The organism is Nocardia sp. NPDC055321, assembly GCF_053645575.1.
In genome coordinates this window covers 1-17,589 of record NZ_JBSHMS010000038.1, presented here as the reverse complement: position 1 = coordinate 17,589, position 17,589 = coordinate 1, and the positions used below count along the sequence as shown (strand labels likewise).

Here is a 17,589-nt window from a genome sequence, read left to right as displayed (position 1 = left end):
AGGCGATCGATTCACGTCAGGGCGACCGAAGCTTAGGCCATAGCTTGGGATTTCATCCAGGCCAGTATTGCCAATGCCTGGTCGAGCTCTGGTGGCGGACTACCGTGCATCTCGGTGAGCTTCTGATAGCCCTTGACCGCCAACTTGATAGCAGACAGCCCCTCACCGAAACGGTGCAGTTCACCGAGCTGTATCGCTTGCTGTACCAGCACGGTGGACAAGAGAGGAAGGACGGCTGCGGGCTGTGCTGCGACATGTCGTCCGAGAATCTGAACGGCTTCGCTGATCGCAGTCAGCGCTGCTTTGAACCGCCCCAGGCTACGCAGCACCACTGCGAGGTTGTACAGACTGGTGGCCAGGTCAGATCCGTACGTATCGGGATGTACTGCGGCCAGTCTCCGCAAGATCTGCACCGCGTCCTCGATCGCGGTCAGCGCTTCCTCGTTTCGGCGGAGGGCACCGCGTCGAGCGGTGAGGTTGATCAAGGTCGTGGCGAGGTCTGGAAGGTAGTTGGGGCGCTTATCGACCAGGCTCCGATAGATCCCTACTACCGTTTCGGTTACGGTCAGCCCGTCCTCGAACCGGTTCACGTCATCGAGCCGAGCTGCGAGTTTGTTCAGACTCACGGCGTAGTCAGCGATGTGCTGGTCGGGTCTGTCCACGGCCAGCCCGTGAAAGACTTGGGAGGCTTCGTAAGCCACCGTCAGCGCGTTGTCGGACTGTCCCCGATCAGTGTGTATGTCCGCAACAACGCCCAGGCTCACGGCGCGTTCGGGACGGTAGAGGTCGTCGGGGCGGGTGTCGACCAAGGTCCGATAGATCTCGACAGCCTCCTCTCCTGCGGTCAGCGCGTCGTCGAGCTGTCCCAGATCACGTCGGCGGATCGCCAGGCCGACCAGGCTCAGAGCGAAGTCGGGAAGAAGGTAGGTGCCGGGACGGCTACGGACCAGTCTCCGGTAGATCTCGACAGCGCCTTCAGCAGCGGCCAGCGCCTCTTCGAACCCGTTCAGGGCACCTCGATACTCCGCAAGGTGGGTGAGGTTCCGAGCGTAGAAGCCGAGGTAGGCATCGGGATCCGCGTCAGCGAGTCCGCGGTAGATCTCGACGGCTCTCTCGGCCGCGGCCAGCGCCTCCTCGAACCGGCTCAGCTCGCGGTGTCGGATCGCGAGGCTGTTCAGGACAAGGGCGTAGTCGGGCAGGTGTCTGCCGGGATCTGCGTCCGCGAGCCTGCCGTAGAGCTGGGTGGCTTCCTCGGCTGCGGCCAGCGCCTCCTCGAACCGCCCCAGGTCACCCAGCCGGGCGGTGAGCGTGGCCAGACTCGCTGCCAGGTCGGGCAGGCGGGTTTCGGCGGGGGCTCTCGCCTGGGTTCGACATACGCTGACGGCTTCGGCGGCCATGGTCAGCCCGTCGTCGAATCGCTGCAGTAGACCGAGCAGGTTAGCTGTATTGATCAGGGTCATCGTGAGGTCGTGCACGTAGTCGTCGGGGCGTGCGTCGGCCAATGTCCGGTAGATGCGGATCGCTTCGTCTGCCGCAGTCAGCCCGTCTTCGAGTCGTCCCAGTTCCCCCATCCGGGCGGTGAGGTCGTTCAGGGCGAGGGCGAGGCGGGGGTTGGTTGCGGGTGACTGGCCGTCGCTGCGGTAGCGCTCGGTGAGCCTCCCAGTGAGATCGGCGGCCAGCGACGCGAGTGCGTGCGTGGAGCGGGGCACAGCTCCACGCAGCCGCTCCAAGGTCTCGAGCGAGGTCGCGGGATCTTCGATGGACTGCTCGAGAGCGTCGATGAGGGGGCCGGGCACTTCGACGCGGGTGGCTACTGTGACCGCGTTGATCAGCAAGGTGGCGGGGTGGCGGCGGCACCAGTCGGTGAGTTGCTGCCCTGCGGTGGGCTGGAAAGCGGGATGCGCGCTCGCGCGCGTACAGACTGTCAGCAGCTGCTGGATCTGTGGATCGACCAGTGGTGTGCTGATCACGTCGTCGATGACGCAGCGGCGTGAGTCGATCATGAGACGCCCCACGACGTGCTCGGCGAGCCGGTCCGGTGCCAGTCCCGAGAACCCGCCGACTGTGTGGCCGGGATACAAACCCATCAGCCATGCGTGGACGCTTTTCCGGATATGCGTGGGCTGATCGGTCAGTTCCGGCATCTTGGCCAAGACGTCGTCGAGTTCGCCGGTGGTGGTCGGAGCAAGGACCGCTGTGGCGGCCACGGCGTCCTTGAGAGTAGGCAGACCGAGCTTTTCGACGAGGCCGTAGGAGGCGGCGGCGTGTTCCCAATACCGGTGTTCGTGCTCGAGGACTCGGTCCTCGAAACTTCGCCCGGGCACCGGCGTGCTCGGTGAGGTGATAGTCGTGTCGAGCAGTGCGAGCAAGGCACCCATCTGCACCGTCAGTGCGGTGGCCGCGGTGTCGAATGCCGGGACAGGTGCGCGCATGATCTGGTGCGCGGTGCCCGGCCAGTCCACGTCGGTGTTCGGTCCGGGCAGCGCTGGTAGCGCGGCCGCGAACGCGGTGACCGCGGCTCGGTAGGTGTCCTGCCGCGCGACAGGCGAATCGTCGAGCGCTCGCAGTTCGGTCACGGTTGCGCGCTCGATGATGTCCCCGGCGTTGCTGCTGCCGTAGGCGATCTGATTCCACCACTCCCCCAGAAAGCGTGCCAGCAGCAGCACTTTCACGGGCCGTTGACTCCTGGAGCCGGCGAGCGTGGTCAGTAGGTCCCTGATCTGGGTGGTGCGGGTTTCGGCGTAGTCGACGATCACCAGCAGCGGAGTTCTGACCTCGGCGGTGACCGCCAACTCGGGGCCCGATGGCCGGCGGGCGAGCCACAGCACGCTCCACCGCGCTGCGGTGAGCTGGTCGGCGAACTGCTGGGCGAGTCGTGTCTTTCCTTGCCCGCCGCGCCCGTGCAACAGCCACGCCCCGGCACCGTCGTCGGTCTGGGCCCAGCGGTGGAGTTGCTCCAGGAGTTCCTCGCGGCCCGGCCGGAACGGCACCACCGCGTGCCGCGCGAGAAGCAGCGACGACGGCGAGGCCGGTCCTGTACCTGTACGCGGTGAGGACTGCACGTCCATCAGCGGCTGCAACTCGACCGGCTCCCAGCGCGTTCCGCCCGGTCCGGTGTGAAGGTCGAGGGCGGCCCGGAATCGGGGATCCGCGAGCAGCACGTAGGCCGGGACGGCCACGAGCGCGCCGTGGCGACGGTGTTCGGGGTCGGCGGCTACCACGCCGGTCAACAGGTCACCGCAGTACACCGCGGCCCCGGAGATCCCCGCCCACGGGGAGTCCCCCAGATCAGCGGGTGGTTGTGTGGCGACTTCGACGATGTGGCGGTTACCGACGAGCCCGCTGCCCGGACTTATCGTCCCGAGTACTTGTTGCAGCTCGGACCTGTTGTGGTGGCGCGCGAAGTCCGGCAATCCCCATACCTGGCACCGGGTGCCGGGTCGGTGGGTCACCAGACGCCCCCACACCACCGGCGTCACTCTCGGCGGCCGCCACCGCGGGTCATCGACGTGGACCAGGGCGGCGTCGTCACGCTCACCCGCACGACCACACCACACCACCGTGCCGTCGTAGCGGTCGCCGACTGCGACAGTGGGCCGGGACAGACGCACCCGTGCGTCCAGGCTCCCGACCACGTGCGCGGAGGTCAGGACCAGCCGCGCCGCGATCAGGTACCCCGAACCGGTCCGCACGCCCGAGACCTCGATCAGCTGCGTCTCTTCCATGGGCATGGGCTGCTCCGTCCTGGAATCCTCTACCGCCCGTGCGGGTCCGGGCCCACGCCGTGTTTCGGTTAGGGTTCGATCCGGTCGGGCACGCCCTGACCGTGATCGTCGTCATCGGGTGTGCGACCGACCAGGACGTCCCCGCCGCCGGGTGCCTGGGGGGTGAGGGTCACGCTCACACGCTGTTTGCGTGTGCGCCCGGCACCGGCCTCGACGTCTCCGGTGACCACCCAGGCTTTGAAACCCGCCTTGGCTTTGGCGTCCTTGCGCAGTTCGACCTCGAACGACAACTCGATCGGTCCCACCGCGAACGCCAGATCAGACTCGCTGCGGCGCGCGGCCGCTCGCACCAGTTCATCGCGCAGAGCCGCGACCGCGTCGCCCAGTTCGATCTCCATGACCACCCCATCGTCGTCGGCGTATCCGCCGCCCCATCGTGTCCATCATCCTTCCCGACAAACCGTCGCAGCGAAATCGATTGGGCAGATCCCGAATCCGAAGATCCGCGGCACCACGACACACGCCGCCCGGTCCCGTCCACCACCATCGGTCGTTCGGTGCCGGGCGGTCGACCGCGGGTCAATCATGCCGGCACCCACCAGGGCCCTCATCCGAAAGCAGGGCAGTTCGTGCATGCCTCAACCGATTTCGAGTCCGGGACCGGGACCGGGACCGGAGCGTTGCAACGTCTGGCGTGCCGGGTAGAACCACTCGGTTCACGGGGTTCGCTGGGCTGATTATCGAATGTCCGAAGTGTCCGATATCGTCCCCGGCATGCGTAACTACGTCGTAGCGGGTGTGGCAGCACTCGCCCTGGTCGGCTGCTCTTCCCAGGAGCCGGCACCGTCTCCGGCCCCGTCGTCCCAGGCCGTGACCTCCTCGGCTGCGGTCAAACCCTCAGCAGCTGCGGCGGATTCGGCTTCGCTTCGTGACGCTGCGGAGAAGCTGGACCGTGCGGCGTCGGCTCGCGATGTGGCGACAGCGTGGAGTTTCTACTCCCAGCGTTGCAAGAACGAACTGGTGTCTCAGGAGGCGTACGGGCACATGCTCGACCTCTTCTACGCCGGCCGGAACCCGGCATACACCGACTGGGTCGTGAAGGTCGACGGCTCATCCGGACAGGTCGTGACCGTGGATTCGGACCCGAACGCACCAGCATCGGCGATGGCGCCGCGGACATGGACCGTCATCGATGGTCGGTGGCAGTTCGACAACTGCTGACCGAGACACGCACCAGGTAGCCGGGCTCGTCAACGAAGTGCCCGACCCCGACTGGGAAGTCGGATACGTCGAGGCCCGACCTCAGCGAACGACTTCCATGTCCACGCCGCGTACTGCTCTGCCCCGCACCCGGCCGACCCCCTGATGGCGTGCCGCGGCGGAACGAACGAGCTTGCCGGACACGGTCACAGGTCGTACGCGACCAGCCGGCCATCAGCCAGGTACCCGACCTGAGCGCAATCGACCGACCCTACCCAGCTCGGCACGGTGCGATAGTCGGTTACCACCAACACCTGGACCTCTTGTGCGCGTGCGGATCCGTCATCGAGCAGTTCGGTGGGTGTGACCGGGACAGCCGGGTTCGGTGCTTGTGACACCGTTGCTTCCAACGCGTTCGCTTCCAGACCTTCCTCGGTGTGAGCGACCTTGATGACATAGCCGTCGCTGGGCCGGAACACCGCGCGTGTCCTGCCGACCAGCGGAACACCGAACCGCTCGACGTTGCGGGCCATGACACTGATCTGGGAGATGAGCGGGTCGCGCGCGAGCATCGCGGTGGCCAACCGAGGGAACTCGACTGTGCGCCACCAGGTGTCAGGGTCGTCGACGCCGTGCTCGGCCAACGTCCAACCAGGGCCGGTGACCGGCACACCCGCATAGTTCGTCATGGCCGAGATTCTCGCCGCTACCAGATGCGGGTGTTCCAGGGTGATCAGAAGCGGCCGTGTCCTCGACTGTCCGGTCCACGGGCACACCGCATCTCAGGGCGTCCGTTCACTCCCGCCCCCGTGCGCACCGCGAGGGTTCTGACCCGGCGCCCGTCGATGCACCACGCTGGTCCAGGTGCGGCTGCGTCGCTGTTCAACTCGGTAGGGCAGGAGCCAGCAGTCCACGCCTGGTCCGAGTCGGCCTTCGGCGATCACCGCAGCCGCCGAAGCGCACACCATCGCCGTTGCATGGGTTCGCACGCCCATGAGCCGAGGCGGGTCCTCTACAGGTTCACGTACTCGCGCGACGCGCCTACCGACGCGGCCCGAGCATCGCCGGGATACATGCGGAGAGTGGGGAGCAGTTCGTCGATCTGTTTGCGCGACAGTATCTTCGACACCGGCGCCAGGCTCACCGCTGCCCCTGCTTCGTGCCAGTGTCCCGACGGCTCGAGCGCGCGCACTCGGGCGACCCTGCCGTCCACGACGTAGACCACGCCATGCAGGATCTCGCGCCGGCGCACGGGAATCGGCCCTCTCAACGATGTCAGTCTCCGGTCGGCTTCCCAGACCGGGTCCGCTTCTGCCGCGAATTCCCGTATCAGTCGCTGTTCGGTGCGGGCTTTGCGATATACGACGAGCACCTGGTCGACGAGGTCGTTGCCGGCCCGGTCCTCGATGGCCGCCAGTCTCAGTTCCGGGAACGCGGCGCGCACCCAGTCGTAGGGCGCGAACACCGCCTGCGGGCGGCCGCGGAACAGCACGAGCGTGTGGTTGCCCTGCTCTAGATCGTCGATGATTTCGCTGACCGCGATCCGCGCGGTGGTCGATGTCCGTTCGATGACTCTCGAATCCGCTACGGCCAGTTCAGGATGCGCGTGCTGGCCTTCGCGCCACAGCCCGGTCGATATCAGCATCGCGGACGGGGCTCGGCCGTACCGGTTCACTTGGACGACCTGTCCGTCCGCAGCCTTTCTCCACATCGCGGACCAATGATCGCGCAGCACCTCGGTTTCGATGATCTCCACACCCGAGCCCATGGCCCGAACTCTACAAGTCCCTCATCTCCCAGGCCGCGCGGCGCAGGGCCAAGCCAGGGGCAGTTCGCGGCACCGCCGCGGGCCTTGCGCGGGCAGAGGTCGAGTTGTGCCCGATCGGGCCCGGGCGGTGCCCTCGTGCGGAAGGGCGCCGGCGGTGGCCGCAGCTGTCGAACGCTGTCGGTGCGTGAGTCGTCGACGCGGGCTGTCCGAATCTGCTGCGGCACAGCGGGTTCTGGTCGATCGGGAATGCCGGGCTCCACCGGCCGACGGTACGGCTCGATCCTGTGCGGCGCGCACCTGGGCCGATGGATGCGCTCTCGGCGGCGGTGACCTGCACGTCAGCAGTGGTGAGCGGGCAGGTGCTCCTGGCCGGTGAGCCGTGCGCCGAGTGCGCCGCCACGTCGCCCGGCAGTGCACGCGCGAGCGCGGCGCTGTCCGGCGGTTTCGAAAGGTGGTGCTGCACAGACGTTATCGACGCTCGACGATCTGCAACATCGAGTTCGAGGGCTCGGAGACTGGAGACATCAGCAAGACCGACGGAGATGCACGGGGCGTCACGCACCACGACTCCGAAACGTAGGAAACGTCTTTATAGAAAAGGAGATGTCAGTGTCTGACCCATTCGAGGCCATCGTGATCGGCGGCGGCATCGCAGGACTCATGACCGCTGTGCGCCTGAGCCACGCCGGACTCCGCACCGCCCTCGTCGAGCGCGACGCCCTCGGCGCTGGCGCGACCACCGGCAACCACGGCATCATTCACAGCGGCGCGCTCTACGCCCGCCACCACCCCCACGTCGCCGCCCTGTGCGCCGAGGCCCAGCACGCATTCCACGAGTCGTTCCCCGCACGCATCGTCGAGCCGCGCGAGTGCCGGTACGTGGGCACCGAGGCGACGCTGAGCGAGTATCAGCGGCTGTGGCGCGAACACGGGTTCACCACGAGCACGGTCGATCCCGACGAATCCGCTGCCCTGCTCGCGAGCATGCCCCAGCGCGACTTCCACGTCGCCGCAGTACGCGAACTGGTCATCGACACCCGCTCCATGCTCACGGACCTGGCCGCCGACGCTCTCGCTCACGGGGCCACCCTGTTCACCGGTGCGCACGCTCGCCGCGTGGTCACCGAACGCGGCCGTGTGATCGGCGTCGAAACCGCCGACGGTTTCATCGCCGGATCGTCGGTGATCGTCTGCGGCGGAATCGGCACACACGAACTGCTCACCAACTCCCGGTCCGTCGTCGCCGACGAACTCCGCTCGCGGCTCGAGGTTCTCATGGCCTTTCGCGGCGAGGTGGCCGGACCGGTCATCGGCCTGGAATTCGGACTGCCCGCGCTGGCACCGGCGGCTGTGGGCGGGACGGTACTGGCCTCGCGATACGGCGCGCCGCAGCAATTCATCACCGGACGTGGCCGGTGGCCCGTGCCGCTGGCGTACGCGGCCGAACTCACCCGTGAGGTCCTCGACCTGCTCGGCGAGGACACGATCGACCCGCACAGCGGACTGGCGTGGGTGTGCAGCAAGACCGAACACGCCGGAAAGTCCTCCGACAGCTGGGGCACGCAGCCGAACTACTCGGTGATCGACCACGACGCCCACGACGGCGTAAAAGGCTGGTGGACAGTGCTTCCCGGCAAGATGACGCTCGCGCTGCACGCCTCGCGGGACGCCGCCGCCGCAATCACGGGCCGCCCGCAGCCGCTGCCCCTGCCCGTTCCCGCGCACTCCCCGTTCACCGACCCCGACACCATCAACGTCACCCGCGCCCCCTGGGCCACCGACACCGAAGAGGTAATCCGATGATTCCGCCGTTCACCGCCCAGATCCCCGCCGACGAGATCGAAACCACCGTCGCTGCCGTACGTGACATCCTGAGTTCGGGACAGCTGATCCTGGGCGAGCACACCACCGCGTTCGAAGCCGCCGTGGCCGACATGGCCGGAACCCGCTACGCCATCGCGGTCAACTCCGGCACGATCGCCCTCGAGATCATCTTCCGCAGCCTCGGCGTGGACGGGCGCACCGTGCTCGTGCCGACCAACACCAACTACGCCACCGCAGCGGCGGCGATCAACGCCGGAGCGCGCGTGCGACTCTACGATTCGGGCCTGTACCCCGACCTCGCCGACGTGCACGACAAGCTCACCCCCGACGTGGCGGCCGTGGTCGTGGTACACATCGGCGGCCACCTCTCCCCCGAACTGCCCCGCCTGGTCGAACTGTGCGCAGCCGCCGGAGTTCCCCTGATCGAGGACGCCGCGCACGCCCACGGCTCCAGCCTCGGCACCCGGCCCGCCGGAAGCCACGGTCACGCCGCAGCGTTCTCGTTCTTCACCACCAAAGTCGTCTCCACCGGCGGGGAAGGCGGCGCGATCACCACCGACGACCCCGCGTTGGATCACGCCGCCCGCCAGTATCGCGACCAGGGCAAAGACCACGCCGGAACCCACATCCTGTGGGGCGGCAGCTGGCGCATGACCGAAATCGGTGCCGCGCTGGGCAACGCCCAACTCGCACACCTCTCCCGCGACATCGACTCCCGCACCCAGGTCATCGACCGCTACACCGACGCGCTCACCGGCGCGGGCCTGACCTTCCCGGACCGCCACGGCCGACTCAGCGGGCACAAAGCCATCGCCGTGCTCGGTCCCGGCATCGACCGCGACCGCCTGCGCGAAGACCTCCGCGCGCGCGGTGTCGGTCTCGGCAAAGGCGTCTACGACCAGCCGCTGCACACCCTGCCGGTGCTGGACGGGTTCGGCCTGGGCCACCTCTACCCGCTCGCCGACGACTTCGCCGACCGGCACATCTGCCTGCCCCTGTGGCGCGGCATGAGCGCGCCGATCGTCGATGAGGTGATAGCCACCGTGCACCGCGCGCTGGCCGAGCAGTGACGCTCACCCTCACCGGTACCGCCGCCGCAGCCCCGCACAACCGGGCTGCGGCGGCGAACCCGCCCGCTAGCATCGCCGACATGGCTCCCGTCTACCTCGTCACCGGCGCTGCCGGATTCATCGGCGCGAACTATGTCCACCACCTCACCCGATGGGAACCCGACGCGCACATCGTCGCCCTCGACTACATCGGCTTCGCCGGAAACACCGCCAACCTCGCCCCCGTCGCCGACCGAATCACCTTCGAACAGGCCGACATCGCCGACTTCCCCGCCATGCAAACGCTCTACCGACGCTATCGGCCCGACTACGTCGTCAACTTCGCCGCCGAGTCCCACAACGACCGCGCCATCCTGGACCCGAGCGTGTTCATGCGCTCGAACGCCCTGGGCGCGCAGGCGATCGCCGAATGCAGCCGACTCCACCCGGTCACCTCGCATGTGCACGTATCGACCATCGAGGTCTACGGCGAGCTTCCCGAGGGCGAGCAGTGGTTCACCGAACGCAGCCCCCTCAATGCCAAGACCCCGTACTCGGCGTCCAAGGCCGCGGGAGATCAGATCATTCGGGCGTACATGCAGACCTACCCCGACATGCGGTTGCGAATGACGCACTGCGCCAACAACTACGGCCCCTACCAGCTCGCCGAGAAGCTCATCCCCCTCGCCGTGACGAACCTGCTGCGGGGCAAGAAGATCCCCGTCTACGGAGACGGATTGCAACGCCGCGACTGGCTCCACGTCGCAGACCACTGCGCCGCCATCCACCAGGTCCTGCACGCCGAACTCGACCCTGTCCGCGCCGACGCCGCCACCGACCCCGGGCTGCTGCCGATCTACGACATCTCCGCTCGCAAGGAAGTCACCAACCTCGACATCGCCCACCGCATCGCCGCCGAGCTCGGACTCGACCCCGCCGACTCCATCGAACACATCCCCGACCGACCCAACCACGACCGCCGCTACCTGATCAACCCCGCGAAGATCGAGAACGAACTCGGTTGGCGACCCACTCACGAATTCGAGAGCGGCATCGCCGAGACCGTCGCCTGGTACGTCGCGAACCGCGACTGGTGGCAGGCCACCATCGCCACCAAAGGCGAACTCCAATTCGACTGGAGCACCGCCACTCCCACCGCCACCTAGCTCACGACCCCGCCGACCGACCGACGGCGGGCCGCCAATCGGTATCGCTCGCGCCGCTCGAACCTCAGAATGGCGCGGGCAGGTCCGGCTCTCCCCGCGCGTTGTCGTGTACCTCGGCCTGACTGACGGGTGTCGGCTCGTCAGAGTAGGTAGCGGCGGTACGCCATCGGTACTCGACATCGACGGACAGGGCTCGGCGGCGCTGTTCGACCCGGTAGACCAGAAGCCAGCGGACCACGTCCTGCCCGAGCCGGCCGTCGGCGATCACCGCGGCGACCGAGGGCGCGTCCCATGTCCACGGATCCGGGATCGACGACTGCCACGAGAACCAGTGCGAGGACACCGACGGGTGGTGTCGTTCTCGCAGGAACTTCACGAACGATCGGAGCCCGCCGGCGTAGGCCATTCGCGCCGCGGCACGGTCGTCGCCGGACCGATAGCTGTGCTCGAGATCGTCGAACACGATGTCGTGGTTCATGATCGGCAACTCCCAGCCCGGTCGTGGTCGCAGGTCGGATTCGGCCCGCCGGGCCGCCTCGACCCGGGTGTCGCGTTCGGCGGCGGTGATCAGCCCCAGGTCGTGGGCCACAGGCGCGGGCACCCTCACCCGCAGGTCGATCTCCCTGCTCCGGTGGATCGCGCCGTGGGCCGGCCCGCCCATGAGGACGACTTCGATGACCTCGCGGGCCTCGCGGGCGTGCATGTGCGCGATGACCGTTTCGAAGCCCGGGACGGGTTCGGTGGACTCGTCGGCCGCGGCGCGCGTGGGCCACACGAACCGGCCGGCGCTGTGGTCGATGAGTAGGACACGTCCGCACCGAATGTGCTGGTGCCATTCGGTCAGCGTCTTCTCGGTCGTGACCATGCTCGCGAACCATTCACGAGGGTGGCGCAGCTGCCAGCCCGGAGGATCGACCACGAAAGTTTCCGGCGTCGACGCCTTTCCGGACGCGCGAATCCACGCCAGCATGTCGTGGGCGCGTACCGCGCGTTCGGCGCGCCACACCGCGGTGGCGCCGCGGTGCGCTGCCTGCACGAGGTCGCCCTCGTCTCCGCCGGTTGCGACGCGGTTCCAGTGCTCGACCTCTTCGGTCCAGACCTTGGAACGAGGTTCGCGGTCGTCGTCCAGCAGCCGCAGGTACGCACGCGAGTACGTCGAGGACAAGCGCTTGAGCACGATCTCGCGGGCCAGGGTGAACCGGTGCGGTCCCAGCCAGCCCACATCGTAAACGAGTTGGTCCGCGACCCGTTCCGCGTCGGTCCTGTCCCCCGTGGACTTCTCGCGCTCACGCTGGTGTGCGTGGTCGGCGGCGCGTTCGGTCACCAGGCGTTCCGCGTGAGTGCGAGTGGCTTCGACGACCAGGTGCCACAGCCCGGACGCCTGGCGGACGGTCAACAGCTGGTGGTTGCCCAGCAGACGATCGTCCAGTGGCTGCACGCGTGCGATCGCGGTCAGTACCGCGTCCGTGCCGGGGCGAGATTGATAGTCGCGGTGTCCGCGGAACGCGAACTGCCCCGGCAGTCGAAAGGCCAACGCGCACGCTGCCTCCCACAGCCCTCGATCGCATCGCAGGGCCAGCGACCGTCCCGTGCCGACCGTCCGGGACCAGCGATCCGAGCGCGGAGGCGGGTACCGGATCACGGTCGCCACGTGAGTCAGTCGCGCGGGCGGATCGAGCACTCGCTGGACCTCGACGTACTCCTCGAGTAGTGCGACGATGGCCCGGTTGCGGGACCGCAGCCCTCGACGTTCTCGAATCACCTCGAGTGCGTTGATCGCGGACTCGGGCACCAGGACCCGCGTCTGCCGGATCACGGCCGGTCCCGGGTGCGGTGGTCGACTGCGCGCCCGACCGGTTCCGGGCCGCGCGGACCGCCTGCGATCCGGTGGACGCACATCAACACCCCGGTCACCGCAACGGTGGCCGAAACGACATCGACACCGACGGCGACCTGAACGCTCAAGCTCGTCAGCGCGGCCACAGCCAGCGACATCGTGGTCACCGCCCCGGCCCAGCGGCCGGGCACGGCCGAGGCCGATACCGGGGTCGCGGCGGCCGCCGCCGGGCGCGGACGACGCCGCCGCCGGCGTGATGACATGGGGGTCGGCTCGCTCATCGAAACCTCCTGTTCCGCCGTGGGCCGGCGGGTCGAATGGACTTGTGGATCCATCCTTTCCGGCCCCGCAGAAGCCGATAGATAGTCAATGTCACACTCCGTGCGGCCGCCGACACCTGGGCACGGCCGGCCCCTGTTCGACAGACCACACCGCGGACCCTGTCCGAGTACCTCGACTGCTGTCGAATGGCAGGGAACCGAACGCGGTCGGCGTCGACACCTTCGCTGCGCGGGCGATCTCGCCCTCGGTCGGCGTGCAACATGCGGGCCGGACACTGCGAGGGTTCAGGTGTCGGGCTCGTGGGGTCGCAGCCTTCCCCTCGGGGTTCCCCCACGGGCCCGGCCTGTTCGTGGCCTCGAATCCGAACGCGCGACCACGGCGATCCGGCGGTATCAGCATGTCGGTGTCGGCCCGAGGGCGGCGATTCGACATTCGCGGGCGGATCGGGCGCGACCACGTCGACCGCGGCGGACAGGAAGAAACTGTTCAGTGCGACATCGCAATCGAATCCAGGCGGCAGCAGGAAGGGGTCTTCGCCTCGATAGCCTTGGCCTCAACCCTCGCCAGTCATCGGCGATCAGCGGCATGAACGCGGGTGTCCTCGTCGACTTCGGCAACTCAGCCGGGAAACAGTGCAGCTTCCAACCGGAAACAGGCACCACGCCAATCTAGGCGGCTTCCAGCCGCAACACGCCATGATTGATGACTCCGGTCAGTGACCACGCATAGGACAACCACCGGACGGTCAGATCACCTCCGGAACCGCCGCAGTCGTCACCTCGTCGAACTGAACATGGACGACTCCATCGACCGACAGGCTCTCCTCGACGCAGGTCTTGACCCCGACGACCCCGACGTCTGGGTAAGTCAGCGCAGGATCCAGGACCTTCTGATCTGCCACGGCATCTGGGTAAAGTGCTGCGCTGCCGGAAATACTTGCGACACAGACAGTTTGGATTGACCATCGGCGCAGATGGCGGTTCATCGCGTTCAATCGTCGAGGAAGTAGTCATGTCAGGTGAGTCGAAGAGGACCGAGCTTGCGAACGTCGCTGAGGCGCGGCGCCGCGCCGCCCGCGCAGTCGCGTGGCGAGTATTCGAGAAAGACTTGGGCGCTGCATTTTTAGGTCCGCTCCTTGCAGACCGCAGCATCAACGATCTCGTCCTGCTGATCACAGACAAGAGCCTGCAGATCAGGGCTATCGCACGCGCCCGCGGTGAACGTGTAGACGAACCCTTTTCCCCGACCGACGACGCCGAGCGGTGTGCGCAACTGTTCGCCCAGTACCTCACCGACAAGCCGGAGCTCTCCGTCGATCAGCTGGTCAAGGCCATCGAGCTCGCGCAGAACGGCGTTCCCGTCAGTTGGGGCCGCCAGTTCCTTGATAGTCAATGACCGCCAATACACAGGCCAGCGCGAGAGCGAACCCACCTCCGCCCCCGACGACCGAAGCCTGCGCCCTGCTGCCTGAGCACCGGCATTCCGCCGAAGACCTGATACCGATCCCAGGCACAGTTCTGAAACACCGCGCTGCTGCGCCGGAACGATCGAACTCGACAACGACCTCAGCGTATTCAGGAGATTGCCATGCTCGACGACACGATGACGATGGACAGCAGTGCTCGGATCGGTGGCTTCGAGCTGGGTGGCGCCAGCCGAATCGGCGCCCGCAGCGTCAACATGGACGCTTACACCTGGGCTGCGCACCCGGACCACACCACCGAACACGCGATCGTGGTCGCGATCGCCGACGGCGTCGGGAAAAGCTTCGGCTCGGAAACGATCGCCCACGGCGCGGTCTCGGTCGCCTGCCAGCTCGCCGTCTACTCCGAGTTCCGGCTCACCCCAGCACACATCGTTGACTACACCCGCACCGAACTCCCCCGCCGTCTGCGGTCTTACGCCGAACTGGGACATGCGCACGCACTCGACGACTTCGCCCACTGCGCCGGAACCTGCCCGGACACCACGCTGGTCGTTGCCGTGATCACCCCGACCGGTCGATTGAGCGTGGGCTGGCGTGGTGACAGCCGCGCGTACATCCGTACGACCTCCAACCCTCGCCTGCAGCAGGTAACCGCGGACCACAACGACCCCGCCGCTCCGAACCAACTGCTTCGATCCCTTCTCGACGCCGCCGGCACCGGCGAATTCAGTTGCCCGATCACCGACGATCGGGTCGTCGAAGTGGTGCTGTGCACCGATGGTGTGCACGGTGTACTCACCGACGACGAGATCGGCACGATCGCGGCAGCGTCACCGTCAGCGCACAACGCCGCCATCGCAGTCACCGGGAAGGCTGTCGCCGCGGGCGGGGACCACGCCGACAACGCCTCGATGGTGATCATACGAATCACCCATGCGCCTGAATGATCCACCACGAGCCGCTCCTGCGATCGATGCGATGCCTCACTCACGGTCGCGACTGATCGACCGGGCTAAGCCATGCAGAGCTTGAAACATGTTGACAGGAAAAGGAGTTGCACGATGATCGACGAGGACAGTTCGTGCGAGATCTGCTTCGATATCGCGACAGCGCTCGCCCGGGCCGCACCGGATCCGAGTGTTCCGCTCGAGCGGGCTATCGAAGACGAGTACGCAGCGATCCACGCCCATGCGCACTCCGAATGAGTTCGGAATGTCGAAGACCGATGACTTCGGCGGCCGGTCAGACGGCCGCCGAATGCATCGGCGAGTTCGGCTCGCCTGCGGCGGTCGCCGTCTCGCACTCGCTGTCCGCAATCGCCTGGCCTCACCTGGTGGCACTCTGCCAAGATCGCAACAGCGATCGATAGACGCTGCGAGGGTGGTGCCGAGCCCGAAGAAACCGGGCTCCACACCCTCAGCGACATGGATCGCTGTATCTGGAAGGCGCCATCATGACCACCGAACCTGCTACCGAATGGGCCCTGCCTGATCAGACCGGGTACGAGCTGCACTGCTCTACCCGCAAGGGACCCGGCAAGCCGAAGTCGATCGTGGCCACCACGATCACCAGCGTAGACGCGCAGCAGGTCGCGACCGCCACCGGCGGCGTGTACTGGGTCGTGGACGGCGGGCTCGTGAACGGCGCGATGACCTTCACCCGCGATGACCCGAAGAACGCGAACTGGTACTTCCTGCTCGTGGGCCCGACCTACCCCGGCCTCTCCGAGTTCGTCGCCGGGACCGCCGACGGTCCCCGATCCGCTCGAACCCGCTCGGCCACTGCATGACTCGGATCGACGCGGCCACCACCGTCGCCGCGGACCCCGCAGCCCGGGAAGCCGTCGAGGCGTTCGCCTCGACGGCGCAGCAGACGCGTACCGCTGTCCTGGCGGGGAATGCGAGCGGGAGTACCGCAGTTGACCTGCGCACGGTGTTGACCGTGATCGCTCGTGTCACCGCGGGCCAGGAACCCGGTCCGCGGGACCTGGCAGAGCTGGCCTTGGCGTTGCGTGACGACAAGGTCCAGCAGGTCATGTTCGCGTTCACCGACGCCCCCTACGCTGCCGCCGTCGAGTACCTGTGGACGCGGTTGGTGCGCGCACTCACCGGCGAAGACCAAACCCAAGCCGCGCTTCGGCTCACCTATTCCGCGTACCTGCGCGGCGATCTCGACCTGGCTGTGGCAGCGGTCGACGTCGCTATCGACAACGACCGCAAGCACGACCGCACCGACATCGTGCACGGCAGGCTGCGGGCGGGCTTGAAGAAAGGCCCGTTGAAACAGCTGGCTGTCCGCGCGCGGGCCATCAGCCGAGAACTCCTGGGCGAGAACCTCGATGACGTACTCGCCGCCTTGCCCTCGCGACACGAAGGTCCGCCGGGCAGTTGACGACCAGCGGACGATCGCATCCGCCGGCGCCGTCCGAGCCCACATCGACCTCTTGATTTCCGAGCTTGACCGGCTTCGGTGAACAGTCGACCAGCCAGCACCAGCTGAGTACATCGAGAACAGAGGCTCGCGTGCTCCGCCTCTGCCTGTGACATCGGCTGTGCGCGTCCCGCCGGCAACTGCGCTGCGGGCGCGCAGCTGTCCGTTCACCCCGAGTAACCCGCGGGCCTGATCCGCTCGGATCGGCACGCGAGCGGCTTCGTGGCTCGCGCGCGGGTCAGAAGGCGCCCTAAACCCGTGGCGTCCCTCCTGAACAGGGCGGTTTCGTGCCGCCAGTCAGATGAGAAGGGGTCCGCTCACTGGATCGGCTGCAACATCGAGAGCGTCCCTGCATACGTTCGTCGAGTCGAAAGCGGTTCCACCGCAACCAATGTCACTTCATCCAGGAGATATCGATGGACACCCCGACCGTTTCCAAATCGGCGTTCGATGACGCCAAACAGGCGTATTTGACGTCCGACAACACCTACAACACATACCTGTTCGAAACACCAGGGTCTGTGCAGATCGACACCGGAATTCTCGTGCTGGTGACGCCGTCGCTGCCTGAGGTGTTCGCGTTCGTGTACATCCTGGCCGAGACTGTCGCCAACTCGCTGAATGTGCCCGTAGGGCCGGTGTTCCTGCATTTCGCGGCCTATGTCGACCTCAAGAAGGTGAAGACCGAGTTCCATGTCAAGAAGGTCTACAAACTTGAGTTCGCGCTCATCGGTGTCAGCGAGATTTGACCATCGGCCCCGGGGAGGGGGGGGAGGCCAGGGGGGGGGGCTCCACGGGCGCCGCCCCCAGGGTGGGTTCTAGATTGAGCTGTTTGTGTGGGGGCACCACACCAAGAAGCAGCGGGACGGCGGGGAGGGGTTG

The 17,589-nt window shown here is 67.0% G+C and carries 17 protein-coding genes; 10 read left to right on the top strand and 7 right to left on the bottom strand.

Annotation, left to right across the window (positions count from 1 at the left end; translation table 11 throughout):
* Nucleotides 1-32 precede the first annotated feature (32 nt).
* On the bottom strand, nt 33-3,725 hold the full coding sequence (locus ACWIGI_RS37545; RefSeq protein WP_454208396.1) for a tetratricopeptide repeat protein: 3,693 nt from the start codon (nt 3,723-3,725) through the stop codon (nt 33-35).
* A 68-nt stretch (nt 3,726-3,793) separates the two neighbouring features.
* The gene (locus tag ACWIGI_RS37540) at nt 3,794-4,123 is read right to left on the bottom strand and encodes a trypco2 family protein (protein ID WP_454208345.1); all 330 of its coding nucleotides are present in this window, start codon (nt 4,121-4,123) and stop codon (nt 3,794-3,796) included.
* A gap of 355 nt (nt 4,124-4,478) precedes the next feature.
* Between ACWIGI_RS37540 and ACWIGI_RS37535 the strand changes: the two genes are divergently transcribed.
* Nucleotides 4,479-4,946, top strand: a complete 468-nt coding sequence (locus tag ACWIGI_RS37535; protein ID WP_454208344.1) for a hypothetical protein — start codon at nt 4,479-4,481, stop codon at nt 4,944-4,946.
* 185 nt (nt 4,947-5,131) lie between these two features.
* Here the strand turns inward: ACWIGI_RS37535 and ACWIGI_RS37530 are convergent, their stop codons facing one another.
* Together ACWIGI_RS37530 and ACWIGI_RS37525 are read right to left on the bottom strand one after the other, a co-directional pair.
* Nucleotides 5,132-5,596: a hypothetical protein gene (locus tag ACWIGI_RS37530; protein WP_454208343.1), complete on the bottom strand. Its 465-nt coding sequence runs from the start codon at nt 5,594-5,596 to the stop codon at nt 5,132-5,134.
* Nucleotides 5,597-5,937: 341 nt separating this feature from the next.
* Entirely contained in the window at nt 5,938-6,693 is a 756-nt protein-coding gene (locus ACWIGI_RS37525; protein WP_454208342.1) for a hypothetical protein, read from the bottom strand.
* Nucleotides 6,694-7,302: 609 nt separating this feature from the next.
* On the opposite strand from ACWIGI_RS37525, the gene ACWIGI_RS37520 reads away from it, so the two are divergent.
* From ACWIGI_RS37520 to ACWIGI_RS37510, 3 genes are all read left to right on the top strand, one after another.
* Nucleotides 7,303-8,496 (top strand): NAD(P)/FAD-dependent oxidoreductase, encoded by a 1,194-nt coding sequence (locus ACWIGI_RS37520; protein WP_454208341.1) that lies wholly within the window; start codon nt 7,303-7,305, stop codon nt 8,494-8,496.
* Entirely contained in the window at nt 8,493-9,587 is a 1,095-nt protein-coding gene (locus tag ACWIGI_RS37515; RefSeq protein WP_454208340.1) for a DegT/DnrJ/EryC1/StrS family aminotransferase, read from the top strand. The genes ACWIGI_RS37520 and ACWIGI_RS37515 overlap by 4 nt, the downstream gene beginning before the upstream one ends.
* An 80-nt stretch (nt 9,588-9,667) precedes the next feature.
* On the top strand, nt 9,668-10,732 hold the full coding sequence (locus ACWIGI_RS37510) for a dTDP-glucose 4,6-dehydratase (RefSeq protein WP_454208339.1): 1,065 nt from the start codon (nt 9,668-9,670) through the stop codon (nt 10,730-10,732).
* A 64-nt stretch (nt 10,733-10,796) separates the two neighbouring features.
* Here the strand turns inward: ACWIGI_RS37510 and ACWIGI_RS37505 are convergent, their stop codons facing one another.
* From ACWIGI_RS37505 to ACWIGI_RS37495, 3 genes are all read right to left on the bottom strand, one after another.
* Nucleotides 10,797-12,548: a hypothetical protein gene (locus tag ACWIGI_RS37505; protein WP_454208338.1), complete on the bottom strand. Its 1,752-nt coding sequence runs from the start codon at nt 12,546-12,548 to the stop codon at nt 10,797-10,799.
* Nucleotides 12,545-12,850: a hypothetical protein gene (locus ACWIGI_RS37500; protein WP_454208337.1), complete on the bottom strand. Its 306-nt coding sequence runs from the start codon at nt 12,848-12,850 to the stop codon at nt 12,545-12,547. Before ACWIGI_RS37500 ends, ACWIGI_RS37505 begins: the two co-directional genes overlap by 4 nt.
* 746 nt (nt 12,851-13,596) lie before the next feature.
* Nucleotides 13,597-13,836, bottom strand: a complete 240-nt coding sequence (locus ACWIGI_RS37495; protein WP_454208336.1) for a hypothetical protein — start codon at nt 13,834-13,836, stop codon at nt 13,597-13,599.
* A 26-nt stretch (nt 13,837-13,862) separates the two neighbouring features.
* Between ACWIGI_RS37495 and ACWIGI_RS37490 the strand changes: the two genes are divergently transcribed.
* The 6 genes from ACWIGI_RS37490 (at nt 13,863) to ACWIGI_RS37465 (ending at nt 17,456) form a co-directional block, all read left to right on the top strand.
* The gene (locus ACWIGI_RS37490; protein ID WP_454208334.1) at nt 13,863-14,246 is read left to right on the top strand and encodes a hypothetical protein; all 384 of its coding nucleotides are present in this window, start codon (nt 13,863-13,865) and stop codon (nt 14,244-14,246) included.
* A 192-nt stretch (nt 14,247-14,438) separates the two neighbouring features.
* Complete coding sequence (locus ACWIGI_RS37485) at nt 14,439-15,224, top strand: PP2C family protein-serine/threonine phosphatase (RefSeq protein WP_454208333.1); 786 nt, start codon at nt 14,439-14,441, stop codon at nt 15,222-15,224.
* A gap of 114 nt (nt 15,225-15,338) precedes the next feature.
* Nucleotides 15,339-15,482: a hypothetical protein gene (locus ACWIGI_RS37480; protein WP_454208332.1), complete on the top strand. Its 144-nt coding sequence runs from the start codon at nt 15,339-15,341 to the stop codon at nt 15,480-15,482.
* A 248-nt stretch (nt 15,483-15,730) separates the two neighbouring features.
* Nucleotides 15,731-16,066: a hypothetical protein gene (locus ACWIGI_RS37475; RefSeq protein WP_454208331.1), complete on the top strand. Its 336-nt coding sequence runs from the start codon at nt 15,731-15,733 to the stop codon at nt 16,064-16,066.
* Complete coding sequence (locus ACWIGI_RS37470; RefSeq protein WP_454208330.1) at nt 16,063-16,668, top strand: DUF4192 family protein; 606 nt, start codon at nt 16,063-16,065, stop codon at nt 16,666-16,668. The genes ACWIGI_RS37475 and ACWIGI_RS37470 overlap by 4 nt, the downstream gene beginning before the upstream one ends.
* A 455-nt stretch (nt 16,669-17,123) precedes the next feature.
* On the top strand, nt 17,124-17,456 hold the full coding sequence (locus ACWIGI_RS37465) for a hypothetical protein (RefSeq protein ID WP_454208329.1): 333 nt from the start codon (nt 17,124-17,126) through the stop codon (nt 17,454-17,456).
* Nucleotides 17,457-17,589 lie beyond the last annotated feature (133 nt).